General features: G+C 61.9%; 19 protein-coding genes and 1 pseudogene. 7 read left to right on the forward strand and 13 right to left on the reverse strand.

Annotation, left to right across the window (positions count from 1 at the left end; genetic code table 11):
• Positions 1-75 precede the first annotated feature (75 nt).
• The 10 genes from NKJ26_RS17410 to NKJ26_RS17455 all read right to left on the reverse strand — a co-directional run bounded on the left by NKJ26_RS17410 (position 76) and on the right by NKJ26_RS17455 (position 8,879).
• On the reverse strand, positions 76-1,446 hold the full coding sequence (locus NKJ26_RS17410) for a TRAP transporter large permease (RefSeq protein ID WP_352696293.1): 1,371 nt from the start codon (positions 1,444-1,446) through the stop codon (positions 76-78).
• Positions 1,447-1,448: 2 nt separating this feature from the next.
• The gene (locus NKJ26_RS17415; protein ID WP_352696294.1) at positions 1,449-2,552 is read right to left on the reverse strand and encodes a TRAP transporter small permease subunit; all 1,104 of its coding nucleotides are present in this window, start codon (positions 2,550-2,552) and stop codon (positions 1,449-1,451) included.
• A 78-nt stretch (positions 2,553-2,630) separates the two neighbouring features.
• The gene (gene dctP / locus NKJ26_RS17420; protein WP_352603723.1) at positions 2,631-3,749 is read right to left on the reverse strand and encodes a TRAP transporter substrate-binding protein DctP; all 1,119 of its coding nucleotides are present in this window, start codon (positions 3,747-3,749) and stop codon (positions 2,631-2,633) included.
• A 392-nt stretch (positions 3,750-4,141) separates the two neighbouring features.
• Positions 4,142-4,639 (reverse strand): RES family NAD+ phosphorylase, encoded by a 498-nt coding sequence (locus NKJ26_RS17425; protein ID WP_352603725.1) that lies wholly within the window; start codon positions 4,637-4,639, stop codon positions 4,142-4,144.
• Between the two features lie 8 nt (positions 4,640-4,647).
• A complete protein-coding gene (locus tag NKJ26_RS17430; RefSeq protein WP_352696295.1) occupies positions 4,648-4,998 on the reverse strand; it encodes an MbcA/ParS/Xre antitoxin family protein in 351 nt (116 codons plus the stop codon).
• A 262-nt stretch (positions 4,999-5,260) separates the two neighbouring features.
• Positions 5,261-5,695 (reverse strand): lipocalin-like domain-containing protein, encoded by a 435-nt coding sequence (locus NKJ26_RS17435; protein WP_352603727.1) that lies wholly within the window; start codon positions 5,693-5,695, stop codon positions 5,261-5,263.
• A gap of 59 nt (positions 5,696-5,754) precedes the next feature.
• The gene (locus NKJ26_RS17440) at positions 5,755-6,771 is read right to left on the reverse strand and encodes a zinc-dependent alcohol dehydrogenase family protein (RefSeq protein WP_352603729.1); all 1,017 of its coding nucleotides are present in this window, start codon (positions 6,769-6,771) and stop codon (positions 5,755-5,757) included.
• 25 nt (positions 6,772-6,796) lie between these two features.
• A complete protein-coding gene (locus tag NKJ26_RS17445; protein ID WP_352603731.1) occupies positions 6,797-7,192 on the reverse strand; it encodes a (R)-mandelonitrile lyase in 396 nt (131 codons plus the stop codon).
• Between the two features lie 20 nt (positions 7,193-7,212).
• Entirely contained in the window at positions 7,213-7,683 is a 471-nt protein-coding gene (locus NKJ26_RS17450) for a cyclophilin-like fold protein (RefSeq protein WP_352603733.1), read from the reverse strand.
• Positions 7,680-8,879, reverse strand: coding sequence for an MFS transporter (locus NKJ26_RS17455; protein ID WP_352696296.1), 1,200 nt, complete (start codon positions 8,877-8,879; stop codon positions 7,680-7,682). The genes NKJ26_RS17450 and NKJ26_RS17455 overlap by 4 nt, the downstream gene beginning before the upstream one ends.
• Before the next feature lie 144 nt (positions 8,880-9,023).
• Between NKJ26_RS17455 and NKJ26_RS17460 the strand changes: the two genes are divergently transcribed.
• The gene (locus NKJ26_RS17460; protein WP_352696297.1) at positions 9,024-9,917 is read left to right on the forward strand and encodes a LysR family transcriptional regulator; all 894 of its coding nucleotides are present in this window, start codon (positions 9,024-9,026) and stop codon (positions 9,915-9,917) included.
• Between the two features lie 174 nt (positions 9,918-10,091).
• Here the strand turns inward: NKJ26_RS17460 and NKJ26_RS17465 are convergent, their stop codons facing one another.
• From NKJ26_RS17465 to NKJ26_RS17475, 3 genes and pseudogenes are all read right to left on the reverse strand, one after another.
• Positions 10,092-11,375, reverse strand: coding sequence for an ATP-grasp domain-containing protein (locus tag NKJ26_RS17465; protein ID WP_352696298.1), 1,284 nt, complete (start codon positions 11,373-11,375; stop codon positions 10,092-10,094).
• Between the two features lies 1 nt (position 11,376).
• A complete protein-coding gene (locus NKJ26_RS17470; protein WP_352696299.1) occupies positions 11,377-12,597 on the reverse strand; it encodes an acetate/propionate family kinase in 1,221 nt (406 codons plus the stop codon).
• 51 nt (positions 12,598-12,648) lie between these two features.
• Positions 12,649-15,073 (reverse strand): annotated as a pseudogene (locus NKJ26_RS17475) (phosphoketolase family protein).
• A 264-nt stretch (positions 15,074-15,337) separates the two neighbouring features.
• Here NKJ26_RS17475 and NKJ26_RS17480 point away from each other — a divergent pair.
• The 6 genes from NKJ26_RS17480 to NKJ26_RS17505 all read left to right on the forward strand — a co-directional run bounded on the left by NKJ26_RS17480 (position 15,338) and on the right by NKJ26_RS17505 (position 18,124).
• On the forward strand, positions 15,338-15,715 hold the full coding sequence (locus NKJ26_RS17480; RefSeq protein ID WP_352696300.1) for a hypothetical protein: 378 nt from the start codon (positions 15,338-15,340) through the stop codon (positions 15,713-15,715).
• A gap of 164 nt (positions 15,716-15,879) precedes the next feature.
• Complete coding sequence (locus tag NKJ26_RS17485; protein WP_352696301.1) at positions 15,880-16,362, forward strand: DUF305 domain-containing protein; 483 nt, start codon at positions 15,880-15,882, stop codon at positions 16,360-16,362.
• 12 nt (positions 16,363-16,374) lie between these two features.
• Complete coding sequence (locus tag NKJ26_RS17490) at positions 16,375-16,677, forward strand: DUF5676 family membrane protein (RefSeq protein ID WP_352696302.1); 303 nt, start codon at positions 16,375-16,377, stop codon at positions 16,675-16,677.
• Positions 16,674-17,123 carry a hypothetical protein gene (locus NKJ26_RS17495; RefSeq protein ID WP_352696303.1) on the forward strand — a complete coding sequence of 150 codons (450 nt, stop codon included), beginning with the start codon at positions 16,674-16,676 and terminating at the stop codon, positions 17,121-17,123. Before NKJ26_RS17490 ends, NKJ26_RS17495 begins: the two co-directional genes overlap by 4 nt.
• A gap of 18 nt (positions 17,124-17,141) precedes the next feature.
• The gene (locus tag NKJ26_RS17500; protein WP_352696304.1) at positions 17,142-17,453 is read left to right on the forward strand and encodes a DUF2933 domain-containing protein; all 312 of its coding nucleotides are present in this window, start codon (positions 17,142-17,144) and stop codon (positions 17,451-17,453) included.
• A gap of 2 nt (positions 17,454-17,455) precedes the next feature.
• The gene (locus tag NKJ26_RS17505; protein ID WP_352696305.1) at positions 17,456-18,124 is read left to right on the forward strand and encodes a methyltransferase family protein; all 669 of its coding nucleotides are present in this window, start codon (positions 17,456-17,458) and stop codon (positions 18,122-18,124) included.
• The last annotated feature ends 90 nt before the right edge of the window (positions 18,125-18,214 follow it).

Consider the following 18,214-nt stretch of genomic DNA (forward strand, 5'->3'; position numbering starts at 1 on the left):
CTCGGTTCGGCAGGCAGCTCTGCCAGTTGAGCCGAACGCCAGATGATCCGGACTGGCCGTATCGAAAATCCACGGCTAATTGGCCACATACACCATTTTGGGCAACCACAGCGTGATTGCGGGAAATACAATGCACAGGCCGACGCCGATGGCTTGCAGGAACAGAAAGGGCACGGCGGACCGGAAGATCGTGGCCATGGTGATCTGCGGCGGGGCGACGCTCTTTAGGTAGAACAGCGAATAGCCGAAAGGCGGGCTGAGGAAGGCCATCTGCATGTTGACCATGAAGATGACGCCGTACCAGAGCGGCACGTCGCTGGAGGCCACACCCGGAAGGCCGAATAGCCCGTCGAACTGGAGGCCCTTCAGTATCGGCAGGAAGATCGGCACAGTGAGAAGCAGGATGCCGACCCAATCAAGAAACATGCCGAGCACGAACAGGATCACCATCATCAGGATGAGCACGCCATAGGCCGCAAGGCCGGTGCCGAGGATCGAATCGGAGACGAATGTCTGGCCGCCCTTGAGGATGAAGAAGCCAACGAACATGGTGGCGCCGAAAAAGATCCACATCACCATGGCGGTCGCCTTCAACGTGGCAATCCCAGCGTCGCGAATGGTGTCCCAGGTGAGCTGGCGGTGTGCCGCACAGACAATGAAGGCCCCGAAGGTGCCGATACCCGCCGCTTCAACGGGCGTCGCAATGCCGAGGAAGATGACGCCGAGAACGAGAATGATGAGCAGGATGGGCAAGATGGTGCGGCGCAATAGCCTGAGTTTTTCGACGAAGCTTACGCGCTCGTCGACCGGCAGTGCTGGTCCCAGGGCGGGATTGATGTAGCAGCGGAGGGTCACATACCCGACATACATGCTCGACAACAAAAGCCCCGGGAAAACCGAGCCGACCAGCAGTTCGCCGAGCGATTGTTGAGCCACAACCGCATAGACGATCGCCATGACCGAGGGCGGGATGAGAATCCCCAGCGTGCCGCCGGCAAGCAGAGAGCCGCAGGCAAGCTTAGCGTCGTAATTGCGTTTGAGCATTGCAGGTAGCGCGATCATGCCCATGGTCACTTCGGTCGCGCCGACGACGCCGACCATTGCGGCAAGCAACGTGCAGGAGATGACGGTCGCCGAAGCGAGGCCGCCTTTCAGTCCGCCGAGCCATTTGTAAACGACATCGAACAGTTCCTCGATGATGCCCGCCTTCTCCAGGATCGCCGCCATAAAGATGAACAGCGGCACGGCAGAGAGCTGGTAGTCCGTCATGAAGGGGAAGATCCTCGACGGCAGCATGTTCAGCACCGCTGAATTGCCGAACAGAAAGAGGAAGAGCACGGCGAGGCTGCCAGTGCAGAAAGCCATCGGCAGGCCGAGCAGCAAAAGCACGCCGAGTCCACCGAACATGAGCACGCTCAGCCACAGGATCGGAAGCTCAAGCCCCATCGCTATTCAACCTTTCCCGCCACGATGGCGATATCGCGCACCAGGCGGGACAGGCCTTGTAGAATGAGGAGCGCCGCGCCGATCGGCATGGTGAGTTTCACCGGCCAATATTGGATTCCCCACTCGGTGAAGGATCGCTCGCCAATGGAGATCGCATCGCTGGCGAAACGCCAGCCAGTGACAAGCAGCGCGCCGGCAAAGAGGAAAAAGAAGAAGGACGTGATGATGTCGCAAACCGCGCGGCCACGCACCGAGAGGTGGCTGTAGACGATATCGACCCTGACATGCGTCTCGTCGCGATAGGCGTAGGCGCCGGCAAGCATGTACTGCATGCCGAACATGAGGAACATGCTCTCATGCACCCAGTTGGTCGGCGAATTGAAGATATAGCGGGCCACCACCTCGTAATAGTAGGCGAAGACCGCGAGCACGGCCCAATAGGCGACGAGTTCGCCCGTCACCCGCACCAGCCAGTCGACCGGCCGAAAGAACGGCAGTGGAGGCTTGACCGCGCTGGCGGGCACGCCCGTATCCAGAGGATGGACCAATGGCGGCGTCGGCGTGGTCTCGCGCTGCCGCCGGCGCCGCACAAGGCGCGGCAGAAGGAAGGCATCGCCGAGGAGAAGAAGCCCGAGCAGGATGCCTGCGACGCGTGCATAGCCGTTTGCACGACGAAGACCGTCAGTCGAGGCGGCGAAATGATCACGCGCCGGCGCGGCATCGGCTTCAGCCTTGGCAAGACGCTGTGCCGCGCCGGTCTTGCCGGCAGCAAGGTCGGATTGGGCGCGGGTGAGCAGCCGTTCGGCATGCTCGGCCTCGGAGCGGGAGAGCGACAGGTTTTCGCGGGCAACACGTATGTCGGCGCTGGTCCACAGGACCGCAAGGAAGAACGGAATGAAGATCATGCCCCAGGCGCTCTTGAGATAAAAACGGTGCATACCGAGAAACCCGGCGGTCAGCAGGAAAAGATAGGCCAGGAACAGGTTCGGTCGGCCAAAGTCGCGTCGCTCCTGCTCGCGATACACCAACCAGGCGGCGACCAGCGGGAACAGGCCAAGCGTCGACCAGTAGAGCCAGTGCGGCATGACGAAGGTCAGTGATGGCATGGGGATCAGCTGCCGGTGAGTGAAAAGACCGAGCGAAAGAAGGCGCCCGCCCCGCCCTCAGGGCAGGCGCGATGCCGACTATAGATTGATCGACAAACCCTGATACATGTCGGGCGTGACGTAGCCTACGGTCGGATTTTCCATGACTTCCAGCTGCAGCTTGAAAATACGCGCGGCATCCTTGTCCTTGTTGGCCCATTCGAACCAGATCGGGACGGCAATTTCCTGGAATTGCTGCAAATCGTCCGCGCTGAGGCGATTGATCTCGGTGCCGGCATCGATGAATTTCTGCCAGGCTTCCATGTCGGCCTTCTGAATGGCCCCGAAATGGATGTTGGAATAGACCTGCACCTCGCCCTCGACGAACTGCTTGAGATTGTCGGGGAGCTTGTTCCAGACGTCCATGTTGACGGCGAAGTCCATCAGGTCGACCGGCTGGTACATCGACATCAGGCCTGGAGGTCCCATGGATATGTACTTGGTCACCTGTTGGAAGCCGAGCGCCCAGTTGACCGCTGGGCCTGTGTAATCGGCTGCGTCGATGGTGCCCTTTTCCAATGCCGAGAAAACCTCGCCGCCCGGCAGCAGCGTCGTCTTGGCGCCGGCCTTGGCGAAGGTCTCGGCGATCATGCCGCCGGGCACGCGCAGTTTCAGCCCCTTGAAGTCGTCAAAGGAGCGGATCGGCGTTTTCGAGTGGATAATGTTGGGCCCGTGGTGGATGCGGTTGACGTAATACAGCCCCTGCGCGGCGTATATGTCGCGACAGACCTGCAATCCGCCCTTGGCATAGAAGAAAATGTCCCATTCGTGCGGATACCGAAGCCCCATCGTATAGGAGCTCATGAAAGCCGTTGCCGGGAGTTTTCCTGCCCAGTACAGCGAAAACGAGTTCATCGCTTCCAGCACGCCGTTTTTGACGCCGTCGAAAAGCTCAAAGTCGCCGACGATGTCCTTGGCCTTGAACGGCTGGAACTCGAGCTGCCCGCCCGTCTTGTCCTTGATCGTCGCGCACCATTTCTGGAATGTTTCCAGACCAACGCCGGCCGGCCATGACGTCTGCACTTTCCACGTGATGGTGTCGGCCGCCTCGGCTTTGCGCACCCAGGGCGCCGTAACAGCGGTCGTAACCGCGCCGGCAAGCAGGCTACTGGTCTTAATGAAATTCCGTCGCGATACGGGTTGCTCGTCCTTTTTCATTTTCTCCTCCCTAGTTCGCTGGACTCCCACAACAGAACGCAATCATGTGCGACATTAAGGCACATGTGGGCTTCCAAGCCAATGTCGAAGAAAGCATTTGACGCGGCCGCTAGGGAACATCCGGCCCCTGATTCGAGATGAACGCGCGTTCACATCCGAGCCGAAAATGCCGGAATTTGTGCCCAGTCAGAATATTTCGATGCAAGTTCGAGGATTTCTGATCTCGCGCTTCATATGGTCGACTTGCCGCCGACAGTCACCGCTCAACAGTATACGCCGAACAGCTTAAGCCAGATTCAGCGTGACCATGGCGCGTCATCGTCGGCGTATTGGTCGCGATGAAAGCAGCTCCGCGATCATGCCCATCCATGCCGATCGAAAACCCGCAAGCGTTAGGGCGACAGCCGACCCTCATCGTCGATAAGGGTCAGGCGAGAGGGCGGGCCATCTCCCCACGTCCAGAGCACGAGATTGACATCGTCCGCGGTCACGCCCAGCGCAAAGCTCCTGACGAGCAATCCGTGATAGCCAAGACCGATCAGTCTTCGGGCAAATCCCTGCGTCACTGCCTCACCGGTCGCCTTCATCTGGTCGCGCCAGGAGCTATCAGCAAGCGCGCCGGCATCGACACTCTCGGCCAGAAGCGCCTGTTCGTCCCGGCTGTCGAAGACCTGCCCGATCTCAGCATCATAGGAAACCAGTGTGGTCGGCTGCAAATTCCCGACCTGGTTGGCTTCCCGCAGCGCAGTGGTCACGGAGAGGGATGTATAGAGTGCGGGAGTGCCCTTCGGATTGAACCGACCGCCGTAAAGCTCAGCACCGCGACCCGAAAGCGGCGCGCGCGCGTAAATGGGGTTTAGCGCCCGATAGAGCTTGCCTCGATACTGCATCCACCGGGTCAGGCGTGGATGCCGGCATCGACGGCGTCGATATAGTCGAGCACCTCGTCAGCCCGACCGCTACGGACCAATTGCATGGCCGTCTGCCCGGAGAAGCCGGGCAGCGGCTCGGACCGATACCATGCATAGGCCATGAGCGCCGAGCCGAGGCGCGGCTCGACCTTATTGACGATCTCCACCATTTCGCGCAGCCGGCGCTGGGTTTTGTCCGACCGAACGCGGTCCTTGCGCTGGACGGCGTCCTTGCCGAGGCCGGCAGTCTTCGCAACTTCCTCGCTGGTCGTTCGGAGAGCCTCCGCGATCTTGCGCGGCGCGAAAAACCCGTCGTCGGAATATTGAACCAGGCCCATCAGCTGCTTCCTATGATCGACGCATCTTATGACGAAAAATAGCGTCAAATCTAGCGGCATTCAATGGGTGGCACTCTCGCTGCGGCCTTTGAGCTTGCGCTCCTGCCTCTGGGACGAAACCGTATCACCCCTGCGGATGGTCCCTCGCCACGCATCAGCGTACAGCCGCCATGATTGGCACCAGTTCCGCCATCACGCTATTTCGGTCCGAAGTCCGCGCCATTTTGGCCACTGATAACACTTTGACAGCCGGCTGTTCCGATCAGTAACGTTCGTAGGTCACGCGCCAGCCTTCGGCCGGATTGTCCGGCGTGAGGACCAATTTGTTGTCCGTGACTTCGAATTTGCGTTTCATGCTCTTCCCGACAAGGTTGCGGACCAGGGAGGACTCGATCGTGATGACGAAGGTCTTGTCCTGGTCGTTGATGGCGACCGGCCCGTAATAGGCTTCGTAGCCATTCGCCGTGTAAGGCGTGTCCGGCGCCTTGGCGTCGGGGTTCTGGGCCTGCACCGAGAGGGTGCCGGCCTCGGTGAAGATGACCTGGCCGGAATATGGCACGGGCTTGAGGTTTCCCTCGGCGCCGGCCTCGAGCGACCTCATGCGCCATGCGCCGATAATCGGGGACTCTTGGGAGAAAGCCGGCGTGGCGACCGAAAGTGCAAGCGCCAGGGCGGCTATCTTCAATCTCATCGTCATATGCGTTGTTCCTTTTCTGACTGTTGTGGGTGCGGACAGGCCGTCCGCCCAATCTTCGCTCAAACCGAAAGCATGACCTTGATGGCGCGCCGCTCGTCCATGGCGCGGTAGCCTTCAGCGACCTCGGCCAATGGCAGCTTGAGGTCGAAGACCTTGCCGGGCTTGATCCTGCCCTTGAGCACACGGTCCATGAGGTCGGGCAGGAAGCGGCGCACCGGCGCGGGGCCGCCCAGCATGCGCTTCTGGCCGAAGAATAGTTTTTGGCCGTCGAAGCTCACGCCATGCGGCACGCCGACATAGCCGATGGTGCCGCCGGGGCGAGAGCAGGCCAGCGCCTGGTCGAAGGATTCCGCCGTGCCGACGCATTCCAGCACCGAGTCCGCGCCGACGTCCTTGGTGAGTTCCTTGATGCGGGCCACGCCTTCCTCGCCGCGCTCGGCGACGATGTCGGTGGCGCCGAACTCGCGGGCGAGTTTTTGGCGGCTGGGGTGCCGGCTCATGGCGATGATGCGCTCGGCGCCCATCTCCTTGGCCGCGAGCACGCCCATCAGGCCGACCGCACCGTCGCCGACCACCACCACCGTCGATCCTTCTCGGACCTCGGCTGCGTCGGCCGCATACCAGCCAGTACCGAGCACATCGGACACGGCCAGCAGGTCAGGGATGAGTTCGGCCGGCGGCACCTCGGCGGTGGCTACCAGTGTGCCATCCGCCAACGGCACCCGGGCGTAAGGCGCCTGCGCGCCCGACATGAACTCGCGCTGCACACAGGACGACTGGAAGCCGAAGCGGCAATGCGGGCAGGTATTGTCGGAGAGGCAGAACGAGCCGACGACGAACTGGCCGGGACGGACCGTGCGCACCTCTGCGCCGACTTCGACGACGATGCCACAATATTCGTGGCCCATATGCATCGGGCCGTCGACCGGCTGCAGCCCGCGATAGGGCCACAGGTCCGAGCCGCAGATGCAGCTTGCCGAGAGCTTGATGATGGCGTCTGTTGGCCGCATGATTTTCGGATCGGCGATTTCCTCGCAGCGGATGTCGCCCGGTTTGTAAAGAACGGTTGCAAGCATTTTCGTTCCTTTCGAGTGGAGAAGATCAGGCTGCGTAGTCGGCGTCGCTGACATGTTCCAGCCAGTCCACGACCTTGCCGTCCTTGACCTCCTGGACGGCAATGTGGGTCATGGCGGTCTGAGGCGACGCGCCGTGCCAGTGCTTTTCGCCGGGCGCGAACCAGACGACGTCGCCGGCACGGATTTCCTCGACCGGGCCACCCTCGCGCTGCACGCGGCCAAGGCCCGAGACGACGATCAGCGTCTGGCCGAGCGGATGCGTGTGCCAGGCGGTGCGGGCGCCGGGTTCGAAGGTCACCTGTGCGCCTTGGACCCGCCCGGCATCGAAGGGATTGAAGAGCGGATCGATCCGCACCGTGCCGGTGAACCAGTCGGGTGGCCCCTTGCCGGAAGGCCTGGTGCCAGCGCGAAGAATGTCCATGGTTGTCTCCCGTTGGGTCCTCAAATGCGTTCGATGCGAAGCGGGAACTCGCCGCGAACGTGCAGGGCCTGCTCGCCCTCGTCGAAGCGGCCGAGCCTGATCAGCCCGGGATGGCGATAGTCGGCGTAGAACATGGCCAGGTTGCCCCAGGGCATGAAATAGCAGAGGTCGTATGGCTGCTCGTTGGCGAACGGACCGCTTCCCTCCTCAGTCAGCTTGCGCGGCAGATAGGCGATCTTCTCGTTATGTGCGTAGTCATCGATCTTGAGGTCGAGCGGCAGCATGGAGAAGAAATCGCGCGCCGACGGATTGTCGTAGAGCGTGGCGGTCATGGTGCGGCCGTTGAAAATCATCCTGATCTTCATGTCGGTTGGCTCCTGGCTGACTGGGGCTTCGCCTTCTTGGCTGGCGGCTCCGCGAGGCAGGGCCGCCACCGCGAGCGCGGCGCCGAGCAATGTCCGGCGGCTGAGCGGCGCACGCTCGATGGTCATGGCAAAGACCTCCGGGCCATATGCGATGCGGCAAGGGCGGCGAGCGCCGACCCGCAGAGCAGCACCGCGCCTAGAGTGAATGCTCCCCACCAGCCGACCGTATCGAAGAGCGTGCCGCCGATCGCGGCGCCGCCTGTGATGGCGAGCTGGATGACTGCCACCTGCAGCCCGCCGCCGGCCTCCGCGTCGTTCGGCAACGTCCGGCTGAGCCACGTGCCCCAGCCAACGGGCGCCACCGTGCCGAAGAAGCCCCAGGCAACGAGCAGCAGTGTTGTGGGACCCGGGAGTGCACCGAGGGCGATGAGCGCAGTAGCCAACGCAGCCATGACCAGCGGGATGACGATGAGGATGCTGAACAGGCGCGTGCGCAAAAGCCGGCCGACACACCATGTGCCGAGCACCCCCGCCAGCCCCATCGCCAGCAGGATCGCCGAGAGAGCAGCGACGTCGAGCCGGGTGACGCTCTCGAGGAAGGGCCGCAGATAGGTGAAGAGCGCGAACTGGCCCATGAACAGCATCATGATCGACGCCATGCCGGCGGCGACAGGAAGACGGCCGAGAAGCGCCAGCGGATTGCCTTGACGCTTCCTACGGCGCGGGGGCAGGGCCGGCAGGCTTGTCCACTGCCAAGCCAGCGCCAGGAGCCCAAACGGCACGACGAGGAAGAAAGCGCCGCGCCACCCGACATAGGCGCCAAGAACACTGCCCAGCGGCGCAGCGATGGTGGCCGCAATGGCATTGCCGGCGTTTAGCATGGCGAGACCCTTCGGAACCATGTCTTGCGGCACGAGGCGCATGACGATCGCGGTCGACATCGACCAGAACCCACCGATCGCGATGCCGAGCAGCGCCCGGCCGACCATGAGAAACGCGTAGTTCGGCGCGAAGGTGACAGCCAGCCCGGACACGATGAGGAGAAGGGTGAAGCCGGTCACGACCAATCGGCGGTCTATCCGGCGCGTGAGGCCGGCGACCAGCAGGCTGGTCACGACGGCGAAAGCGCCCGAGATCGAGATCGCCTGTCCCGTGCGGCCCTCGGTGATACCCATATCGGCCGCAATCGGCGACAGCAGGCTGACCGGCATGAATTCCGACGCGATGAGCACGAAAACACACAGCGCCATCGACAGCACCGCGCCCCGTGCGGCGCGGTCTTCGACAAGCCTTGTGTCGTAGGTCGTTTCCACAATTGGCATCCTTGCAAGGCGACTGGGGCGGATCAGCCGCCATCCCCGTCGCCATGCCGGAAGATATTGCAGAGGAACCCATTCTATTAGACTGAGTAATTCGCATGGACTTATCTGCTTATGATATAAATATCAGACGGGAGGAGGTGCCCTATGCAGCGCGATGGGATGAAGGATCTGCTCTGGTTCGTGGCGGTCGCCCGGGAGCGCAGCTTCACCAAGGCGGCGGCCAAGCTCGGAACTTCGCAGTCGACCCTGAGCTCGACAATCAAGGAGCTTGAAGCTCGTCTTGGCGTCCGCTTGCTGACGCGTACGACGCGGAGCGTCGCTCCGACCGAGGCCGGCGACCGACTTTTCCAATCTCTTGTTCCCCGCTTCGAGGAAATCGAAGCCGACCTTGCAAGCCTGGTGGCCTTTCGCGACAAGCCCTCCGGAACGGTCCGTATCACGCTGTCCGACCATGCGCTCCAGACCACCGTCTGGCCGAAGCTGCAGCCCTTGCTCAGCGACTATCCTGACGTGCGCGTCGAGCTCTACAGCGACAACGGCATGAAGAACATTGTGGAGGAGCGCTTCGACGCAGGCGTGCGGCTTGGTGAGAGCATCGACAGGGATATGATCGCAGTGCGCATCGGGCCGGATTGGAGGCTCGTGGCCGTGGCTTCGCCGGAGTACTTTTCCCGCCATCCGGTTCCGACCGCACCCCAGGATCTGGTCGATCATGACTGCATTAATATGCGGCAGGCGACGTTCGGCGGATTATATGCCTGGGAATTCGCCAGGGATGGCCGCGACCTTCGCGTGCGGGTGGAAGGCCAACTGACCTTCAATTCGTCCATTCCCATGATCGAGGCTGCGATAAGCGGTTTCGGGATCGCCTATGTCCCGGAAAACCTCGTCAGCCACCACATCGCCGAGGGATGCCTTAGGCTCGTGCTTGACGACTGGAGTCCGCCATTTGCGGGCTACCACCTCTATTACCCGAGCAGGCGACAGCTCTCCCCTGCGATGGCGGTGATCGTTGAGGCGCTCCGCCATCGCATCTGAATCCCAAGACAGTGCCTATGGATCATGAAGCTGACATAGGTAGATGGTAGGAGGCGATCGATTGCGCTCATAAATCGGACCTGCGGGTCGCCGACGTGCCGGCCGCGCACGGCCTTCGTGGGACCGGTTCCGCGATGGGTGTCATGGCGCTCCTCCTGGTACGATGTTGCATGTTCAGACGACCAGGACCGGAGCAAACCCGCCGCCGGGTGTTCGGAAATTGGTGGTCTGGCCTTGATAGAGGCGCGCGGCGGCGAGCAGCATCTGGCCGTCATAAGTGTAAAGCCGCACGTCCATCTTGCGCGATGCGGGCGCGCCATCGATCTCGACTATGCGCTGCCCCGGCGCGGCAAATGCCTGGGCCACATAGCCACCACGGGCGATCTCGGCCCACACCCCTTTCGTTACCTTGTCGCCTCGATAGACCGCTTTGCTGCCATGACCGGAGAGCGGCTTGAAGAACATGTCCTTGCGTGATTGCCAAATGGCATCCGAATTGCCGCGCGTGACCAGCGCAGTCTGCGGGATACCAGCGAGCCGCGAACGCATCTCCGGAGAAAGGCCGAACGCTTCCAGCGCCTTTGGATCGGACAGCAATGTCAGATTGCGCTTGCTCGCATAGAGCGCATGGTTGTGCGGATTGGGCGTGACCACCACGGCGCCGCCCTGGTAAGCCACTCTGAGCGCGGCATGTTCCGGGCGATCGAGTGTGAAATCGACCAGGCGATTGTAGACGAGATCAATCTCCTGTCCGCCGAGCAAAAGCCTGCCGCCATCATATGTCAGCTCGTTCGCGTCGCCGATCATCGCGTCGATGCCGTGCTTCAGCAATAGCTGCCGGGCTAGCACGAATTCAGGATAGAGATACTGCTCCGTAGGCTGATCATCGACGATGGCAATCGTTCGCGGCGAGCCGGCTCCGCGCTGGCGGCGCCATTCGCCCTCGAACATCGCAATGACACTGGTTTCGAAGTGACCGTCCCTGGCTCCGATCAACGCACGATCGACTTCGGAGCAGCAGGCCTTCTGTGCTCTGGCCAGCAAGGCATTGAGGAAAGCCCCGCCGGCGTTGGTGTTGACCTCAATCAGCTTGGGCCCCTGATCGTCGAGGTGGAAGTCGTAGCCCATCAGAGCGCCGACGGGTCCAAAATCCCTTTGCGCGATTTCGGGAGCCCAGGAGAGGACCGTTTCGCGGTAAGCCGGCAACTTCGCTGTTGCCTCGATGGCGACGACGATTGCCTGCATCTCATCGAGCGCGGATGCGGCGAGGAAGACCGGAATGTTGGAAAACAGATGCGGCCGCGACGCCATGAAGGCTTCGCAGAAGCCGGGATCGCCGGCCTCATGGTTCAGCGCTGCCCAAAGCGCTGTTCGGTCGAGCGTGATACAGAAGCAGTTGCGATTGCGTCGTGCCGACAGGGACGTGGTGGTTTCCGCCACGCCGGAGACTGCTGCCATGTCAGTGTTTCCTCTGCGAGGGGAGCGTAATGCTGGGTTTTGCCCGCCTCGGCGTAGGCGTAGGGAGCAGCTGGCTGGCAACGGCTCTCTCTTCATCGGTAGGGATTACAAGAACCTCGACGCGTGAATTGGCAAGGCTGATGATCTCCTTGCCGCTTCGGTTCCGATCATGATCGACACTGACGCCAAGCCAGCCGGCAGCAACTCCGATCTTCTCCCGGATCGATGGCGCGTTTTCGCCAATGCCGGCTGTAAACACCAGCGTATCCAGTCCTCCCAGCGCCGCGGCCAGCGACCCGATCTCGCGCCCGATGCGGTAGACGAAGAGATCGACGGCCGCGGCGGCGGCGGGATCGTTCGAGCCGATGAGCGTCCGCATATCTCCTGATATGCCGGATATGCCGAGCAGGCCGGACCGTTCATAGAGAAGCGTCACCAGCTCGTCGGTCGGCAGCTTCCAGTCTTGCAGGAGATGAAGGATGATCCCTGGGTCGAGCGCGCCGCAACGCGTGCTCATGATCAGGCCATCCAGCGTCGAAAACCCCATCGTCGTCGCAATGCTTCGTCCGGTGTCCATGGCGCACACGCTGGCGCCGCTGCCGAGATGGGCAACGATTGCCCGGCCGCCGCCGCCGGCGCCATAGCGGTCGCGCAGGCGCGAAGCGATGTGGCTGTAGGATAGACCGTGAAAGCCGTAGGAAACGATGCCCGCCTCGGTCATCGCACGTGGGATGCCGTAGATCTTCGCAAGGCTCGGGCGGGTTGAATGAAACGCTGTGTCGAAGCATCCGAACTGCATGGCTGGCGGGAGGAGGTCGGTAGCCAGCGCCACGATATCGAGATTGATCCGCTGATGGATCGGCGCCAACGGCTCGAGCCGGGCGAGCGCGTCGAGCGCGGGCGCATCCAGCGGCGTCGCTTGCGTGAAGTCGCGGCCGCCATGAACGATCCTATGCCCCACCCTGTCTATGCGGCGCAGGAGATCGCGATCGGCAAGGAGGGAGGCTACGGCAGCGAATGCTTCGCCGATGCCGATCGGTCCCTCGCCCAGGCTCTTCAAGATCTCCGGTCTGTCACCCACAGCCTCGGCATGCAGTTGCGGATGGCCGCCAAGCGAGGCGATGTTGCCGCGCAGCAGCAAAGGAAGGCCGTCGCGAGCCTCGAAGACAGCGAACTTCAGGCTGGAGGAGCCGCCGTTCAGGACGAGGATAGCGTCGGTCATGGGGCCGTCCGATGTGCTGTCACCGCAGTTCGCTGAAGACGTGGCATCGGCTCAAGCCGGGCGGGTTTGCACCACATCCAGGTCTTGATCCCACTTCCAATCAAGTATCTCCGGCATATCCTGCCCATGGGCGCGAATATAGGCTCGATGTTCAAGCAGCTTGCTGTCCATCGCCTGCTTGAGACCGACTTGAACGCTCTTGAGTTCCGGGACCCGTTCAAGCACGCTTTTGACGAGATGGAACCGGTCGAGGCCGTTCAGAACGGTCATGTCGAAGGGCGTCGTCGTCGTGCCCTCCTCTTTATAGCCACGCACGTGGATGTTGTCGTGGTTGGTGCGCCGATAGGTCAGGCGATGAATGGCCCAGGGATAACCATGATAGGCGAAGATGACGGGTTTGCCGGCGGTGAACAATGCGTCGAAATCGCGATCTGGCAGCCCGTGCGGATGATGCTCCTTGGGCTGCAATGTCATCAGGTCGACGACGTTGACCACCCTGATCCTGAGCTCGGGGACGTGATGCCGGAGGATCTGCACGGCCGCTAGCGTTTCAAGCGTCGGAACGTCGCCGGCGCACGCCATGACCACGTCCGGCTCTTCGCCATTCTCGGTCGAGGCCCAGTCCCAGATGCCGATCCCTGTCTTGCAATGGACGATGGCCTTGTCCATCGACAGCCACTGCCACGATGGCGGCTTGCCAGCGACGATGATGTTGATGCGGTTCCATGTCTGCAGCACGTGGTCGGTCACGCAAAGCAAGGTGTTGGCGTCCGGCGGCAGGTAGACGCGCACTATGTCGGCCTTCTTATTGAGGGCAACGTCTATGAAGCCGGGATCCTGGTGGCTGAAGCCATTGTGTTCCTGATGCCAGACATGGCTCGACAGCAGGTAGTTCAGGGATGCGACCGGCCGCCGCCAGGGAATGTGTCGGGAGGCATCCAGCCATTTCGCATGCTGGTTGAACATGGAATCGACGATATGGATGAACGCCTCGTAGCAGGAAAACAGACCGTGCCGCCCGGACAGCAGGTAGCCTTCAAGCCAGCCCTGGCAGGTATGCTCGGAGAGGATTTCCAGAACCCTGCCGTCGCGGCCGAGACGAACGTCCTCGGGCAGGATCTTTTCCATCCAGGCGCGCTCGGTGACTTCGAACAGGTCCTGAAGCCGGTTCGAGGCGGTCTCGTCGGGACCAACGATGCGGAAGTTCTTCGCGGCACGGTTCAGTTCCATCACGTCACGCAGGAACTTGCCCATGGCCCGTGTCGACTCGGCCTTCACCGCGCCGGGCCGCTCGACTGTCACGGCATGGTCTTGCAACATGGGCAGATCGAGGGGCTTGCGCAGCAGGCCGCCATTGGCATGGGGATTGGCACTCATGCGCTGCGTGGCCTGGGGCGTGGTGGCACGGATCGATGCGATGGCGACGCCGGAATCATCGAACAGTTCCTCAGGTCGATAGCTTCTCAGCCACTCCTCGAGCAGCTTCAGGTGCGCCGGGTTTTCCGCGAGGCCGGATAAAGGGACCTGGTGTGAGCGCCAGAATCCTTCGGTCTTTAGCCCATCGACTTCCTTCGGGCCGGTCCAGCCCTTGGGGCTTCGCAGCACGATCATCGGCCATTTCGGTCTCGAGGTCGATACCGCGGAACCATCGCGCGCAGCACGCTGGATCGCCTGGATGCGGTCGAGCGCATCGTCGAGCGTGGTCGCCATCAGCTCATGCATCAATACCGGATCATGCCCCTCGACGAACAGCGGTTCATAGCCATAGCCAACGAACAACGCTCGCAATTCTTCTTCGGGAATGCGGCCTAGGATGGTGGGATTGGCGATCTTGTAGCCGTTCAGGTGCAGGATCGGCAGCACCGCACCATCGCGTGCCGGGTTGAGAAACTTGTTCGAATGCCACGCGGTGGCAAGCGGTCCGGTCTCCGCCTCGCCGTCGCCGACGACACAGGCCACGACGAGATCAGGATTGTCGAAGGCAGCACCATAGGCATGGGATAGTGCGTAGCCCAGCTCGCCTCCTTCGTGGATCGAACCCGGCACGTCGGGAGCGGCGTGGCTAGGAATCCCGCCTGGAAAGGAGAACTGCCGGAACAGCCTGCGCATTCCCTGCTCGTCCATCGAAATGTCGGGATTGAGCTCGCTGTAGGTGCCCTCCAGATAGGTGTTTGCCACCATGGCCGGGCCGCCATGGCCGGGACCGCAGACATAGATGACGTTCGCGTCCCGAAGCCGTATGGCGCGGTTGAGATGGGTATAGATGAAGCTCAGGCCCGGAGACGTTCCCCAATGACCGAGCAGGCGCGGCTTGACGTGCTCCAGGCCGCAAGGGCTCGCGCAGCAGCGGATTGTCGAGCAGATAGATCTGCCCGATCGTCAGATAGTTGGCGGCGCGCCAATAGGCGTCGATGTCATGCAGCTCGTGTTCGGACAGCCGGCTGGTGGGGATCGGTATTGGCTTGTACTGGGTCATGCCTGTCTCTCGTTGCCGATTGCGAATGCCGCCGGATCGCGACGCGCCCGTACTCGTCGAACCCCAGCGAATGGATACCTACGCGTTCGCGCACCCTTCGCTCCGCCATTGTTCGGCTGACCTTCCAAATGCTCGACCGATCGGGATTGCGTGCACCTCCGGGAAGAGCTGGGAAAAGAGGCTCGCTGAAACTAGGCGCTCTCCCAGAGCCGCGGCATTGATTTGCATCAAAGTGGTGGCGCACCGTTGCGCTAGACTGAATGCATGAAAATCGCGTTGGCTCAGCTTCGGTTATGGCTGGCCGTGATCCTCCTGATCGCGGGCGGTGCCTTTGCCGCTTCTGCAATTGGCGCCGATGCCGGCGTCACGACTGACGCCGCGACGCTCTCGACGAGCGCCACGCACAAGGCGATGGGTCACGTCGCGTCCACAGACCAGGACAACCATCGCGCCCCTTGTGATGACTGTCTGGACTGCGTGCATTCGGCCGGTTCCGGCTGTTGTGCTGCGGGCATTTCCGCCGACCAATGCGCCGTTCTTCATGACGCGCCGGTTGCCGTCCGCTTCATCGCGGGCAAGGCATTCCTGCCAACGGGCATCGACCCCGAGGCTCTCCTGCAACCTCCCCAAATCTTCGCCTGATATCGCGCCGTCGCGGCCCCGGGGACTGTTGAATCCAGCAGTGCCCGTCAAGCCACACAGCGCGCGACGATCTGCGAAACCATAACCGGCAGCGGCGATCTCGGCTGCCTTGCGCGCCATTTAGCGTTCGCCTGTCGGTTCACACCAACGAAAAGGAATTTGTCGTGAAAACTCATCTTCGATTCATCGCGCTTGCCGCATTCGCAACCCTGTCGGGCGCGGCTTTTGCTCAGACAGATCCGCACCATCCGGCGGCCGACGCACCACAAACGACGACAACGGCACCGGCCGCGGCGGCGACGCCGGGCGGCTTGCCTGAGCAGTGCTCGGCTATGATGTCCACGATGCAGAAGATGATGCCCATGATGGAGAAGATGGCTCCCATGATGCAGCAAATGATGCCGATGATGCAGGGTGGGCAAGGCGGCATGCAAGGCGGGATGACGCAGGGCGTCCAGGCCGCCGATCCCGATGTCGCTTTCGTCCAGGCGATGATCCCTCACCACCAGGGCGCCATCGATATGGCACGGGCGGTCCTGCAATTCGGCAAGGATGGTCAGGTCAAGGTTTGGGCCAATCAGATCATCACGGCTCAGCAGGCCGAGATCGCCGCCATGCAGGAATGGCTCAAGCAACACGCGAAGTGAGAGGAGGAAGACATGGACAAACTCAGCGTCCTGTCCATCGGCATTGCGCTGGGCGTGGCGTCGGCCCTGATGAGCATGTTCTGCGCTTTGGCCGTCGTCATCTGGCCAGAGGCAGCACTCGATTTCTTCGGCGCCATCATGCACGGGCTCGACCTCAGCGCGGTCAGGTCTACGGCACCGATAAGCCCTGTCCGAGTTCTCTACGGCGTTCTCGGGCTTGGCATCGTCGGGCTGCTGGCGGGTGTCGTTTACGCCTCGATCTACAATGTCGTCGCGACGGGGGCGCCGGTAGGCAAGTCAAGGTTCAGCCCATGAAAGCTACAGTCAATCCAGTGACGACGTCGTCCGTCACTCTTGCCCTGGCGGGGATGATCATCGCCGGGATCGGACTGTATTTCATCGCCCTCAGGCCACCACTATTGCCGGAGAATGTCCGCTATATGCATCTCTCGGCCGTCGAGCTCGACGCGATCGGTCCACGTCTGGCGGTGTGGCTGACGCAGGTTTTCCGGGTGCTCGGCGGCTACGCTCTGGGCACCGGCGTTCTCCTGGTTGCGCTGGCAATCACCGCGTTCCGCGCGCGCCATCCAGTCGCGGTGGCCGGCGCTCTGGTCGGAGGAGCGTCGTCCATCGGCTTGATGTCGGTGGTCAACTTCACGATCGGCTCCGACTTCAGGTGGCCACTGTTCGCCTGCGCGCTGGTCTGGGCCGTGAGCCTCATCGCGTATGGGCTCGAAAGCTCCCGCAATGACAATCGCTGACAAATAAGGAACCATCCCATGAATACCAACAACGTTCACCGCATGTCGGGTCCCCCGACCAGGTCCGAACCACAACCGGAGCCCGAGGCTGGCAGGTTTTGGACTTCGAAGGCCGGCCTGGTGACGGCCGCTTTCCTGCTGATCGCCGCGTTTTTCCTTCTCACTGAGCACCGGGCGCACAGCTTAGGCGCCCTTCCCTTTCTGTTGCTGCTCGCCTGTCCTCTGCTTCACGTATTCCACCGCGGTCATGGCGGCCACGGCGGCCATGCGGGGCACAAGAAACCCGAGCCGGGCGCGCAAGACGGCACCACCCACCATAAAGGAGCATGACGATGGTCGAGCAATCTCCCGCTTACGGCCTCTGGGGCCTGGTCATAATCAATTCGGCGATTTTCATCCTGTTCGCATTCAGCTTCTTCAAGCCGCGGACCGGTCGCGACTGGCGCTCCTTCGGTGCATTCAGCGCCTTCCTGGTGGCACTGTTTGCCGAGATGTATGGCTTCCCCCTGACGATTTACCTGTTCTCGGGGTGGCTGCAGTCGCGATACCCCGGCATCGACTGGTTCTCGCACGATGCCGGTCACCTCCCGGAAATGATGTTCGGCTGGCGTCTCAATCCGCATTTCGGCCCGTTTCACGTTCTCAGCTTCTTCCTGATCGGCGCCGGTTTCATGCTGATCTCGACCGCATGGCGGGTGCTTTACCAAGCGCAGCATCACAATCGCCTCGCGACGGCCGGTCCCTATGCCTCCATACGGCATCCGCAATATGTCGGCTTCGTCCTCGTCATGGCGGGATTCCTCGTGCAATGGCCGACGCTGCTGACGCTGGCGATGTTCCCCATTCTGGTCGGCATGTATGTGCGGCTTTCCTTCATCGAGGAGCGAGAAGCGAGGAAGGAATTCGGCGACGCATACGACCGTTATGCGGCCCGGGCGCCCGCCTTTTTGCCGCATCTGGCCAGGCTGTTCGGCTCCGCCGGCGGGCGCCGTGCGCCCTGATCGCACCAGCTCATCGCCGACGCGTTTTGAATCTGATCTTTGTGTGCTGAACGAAACAACGAAACTCCCAATCGAAGCGAAGGAAACCAT

The organism is Mesorhizobium sp. M0152 (assembly GCF_040322415.1).
Lineage (GTDB): Bacteria > Pseudomonadota > Alphaproteobacteria > Rhizobiales > Rhizobiaceae > Mesorhizobium.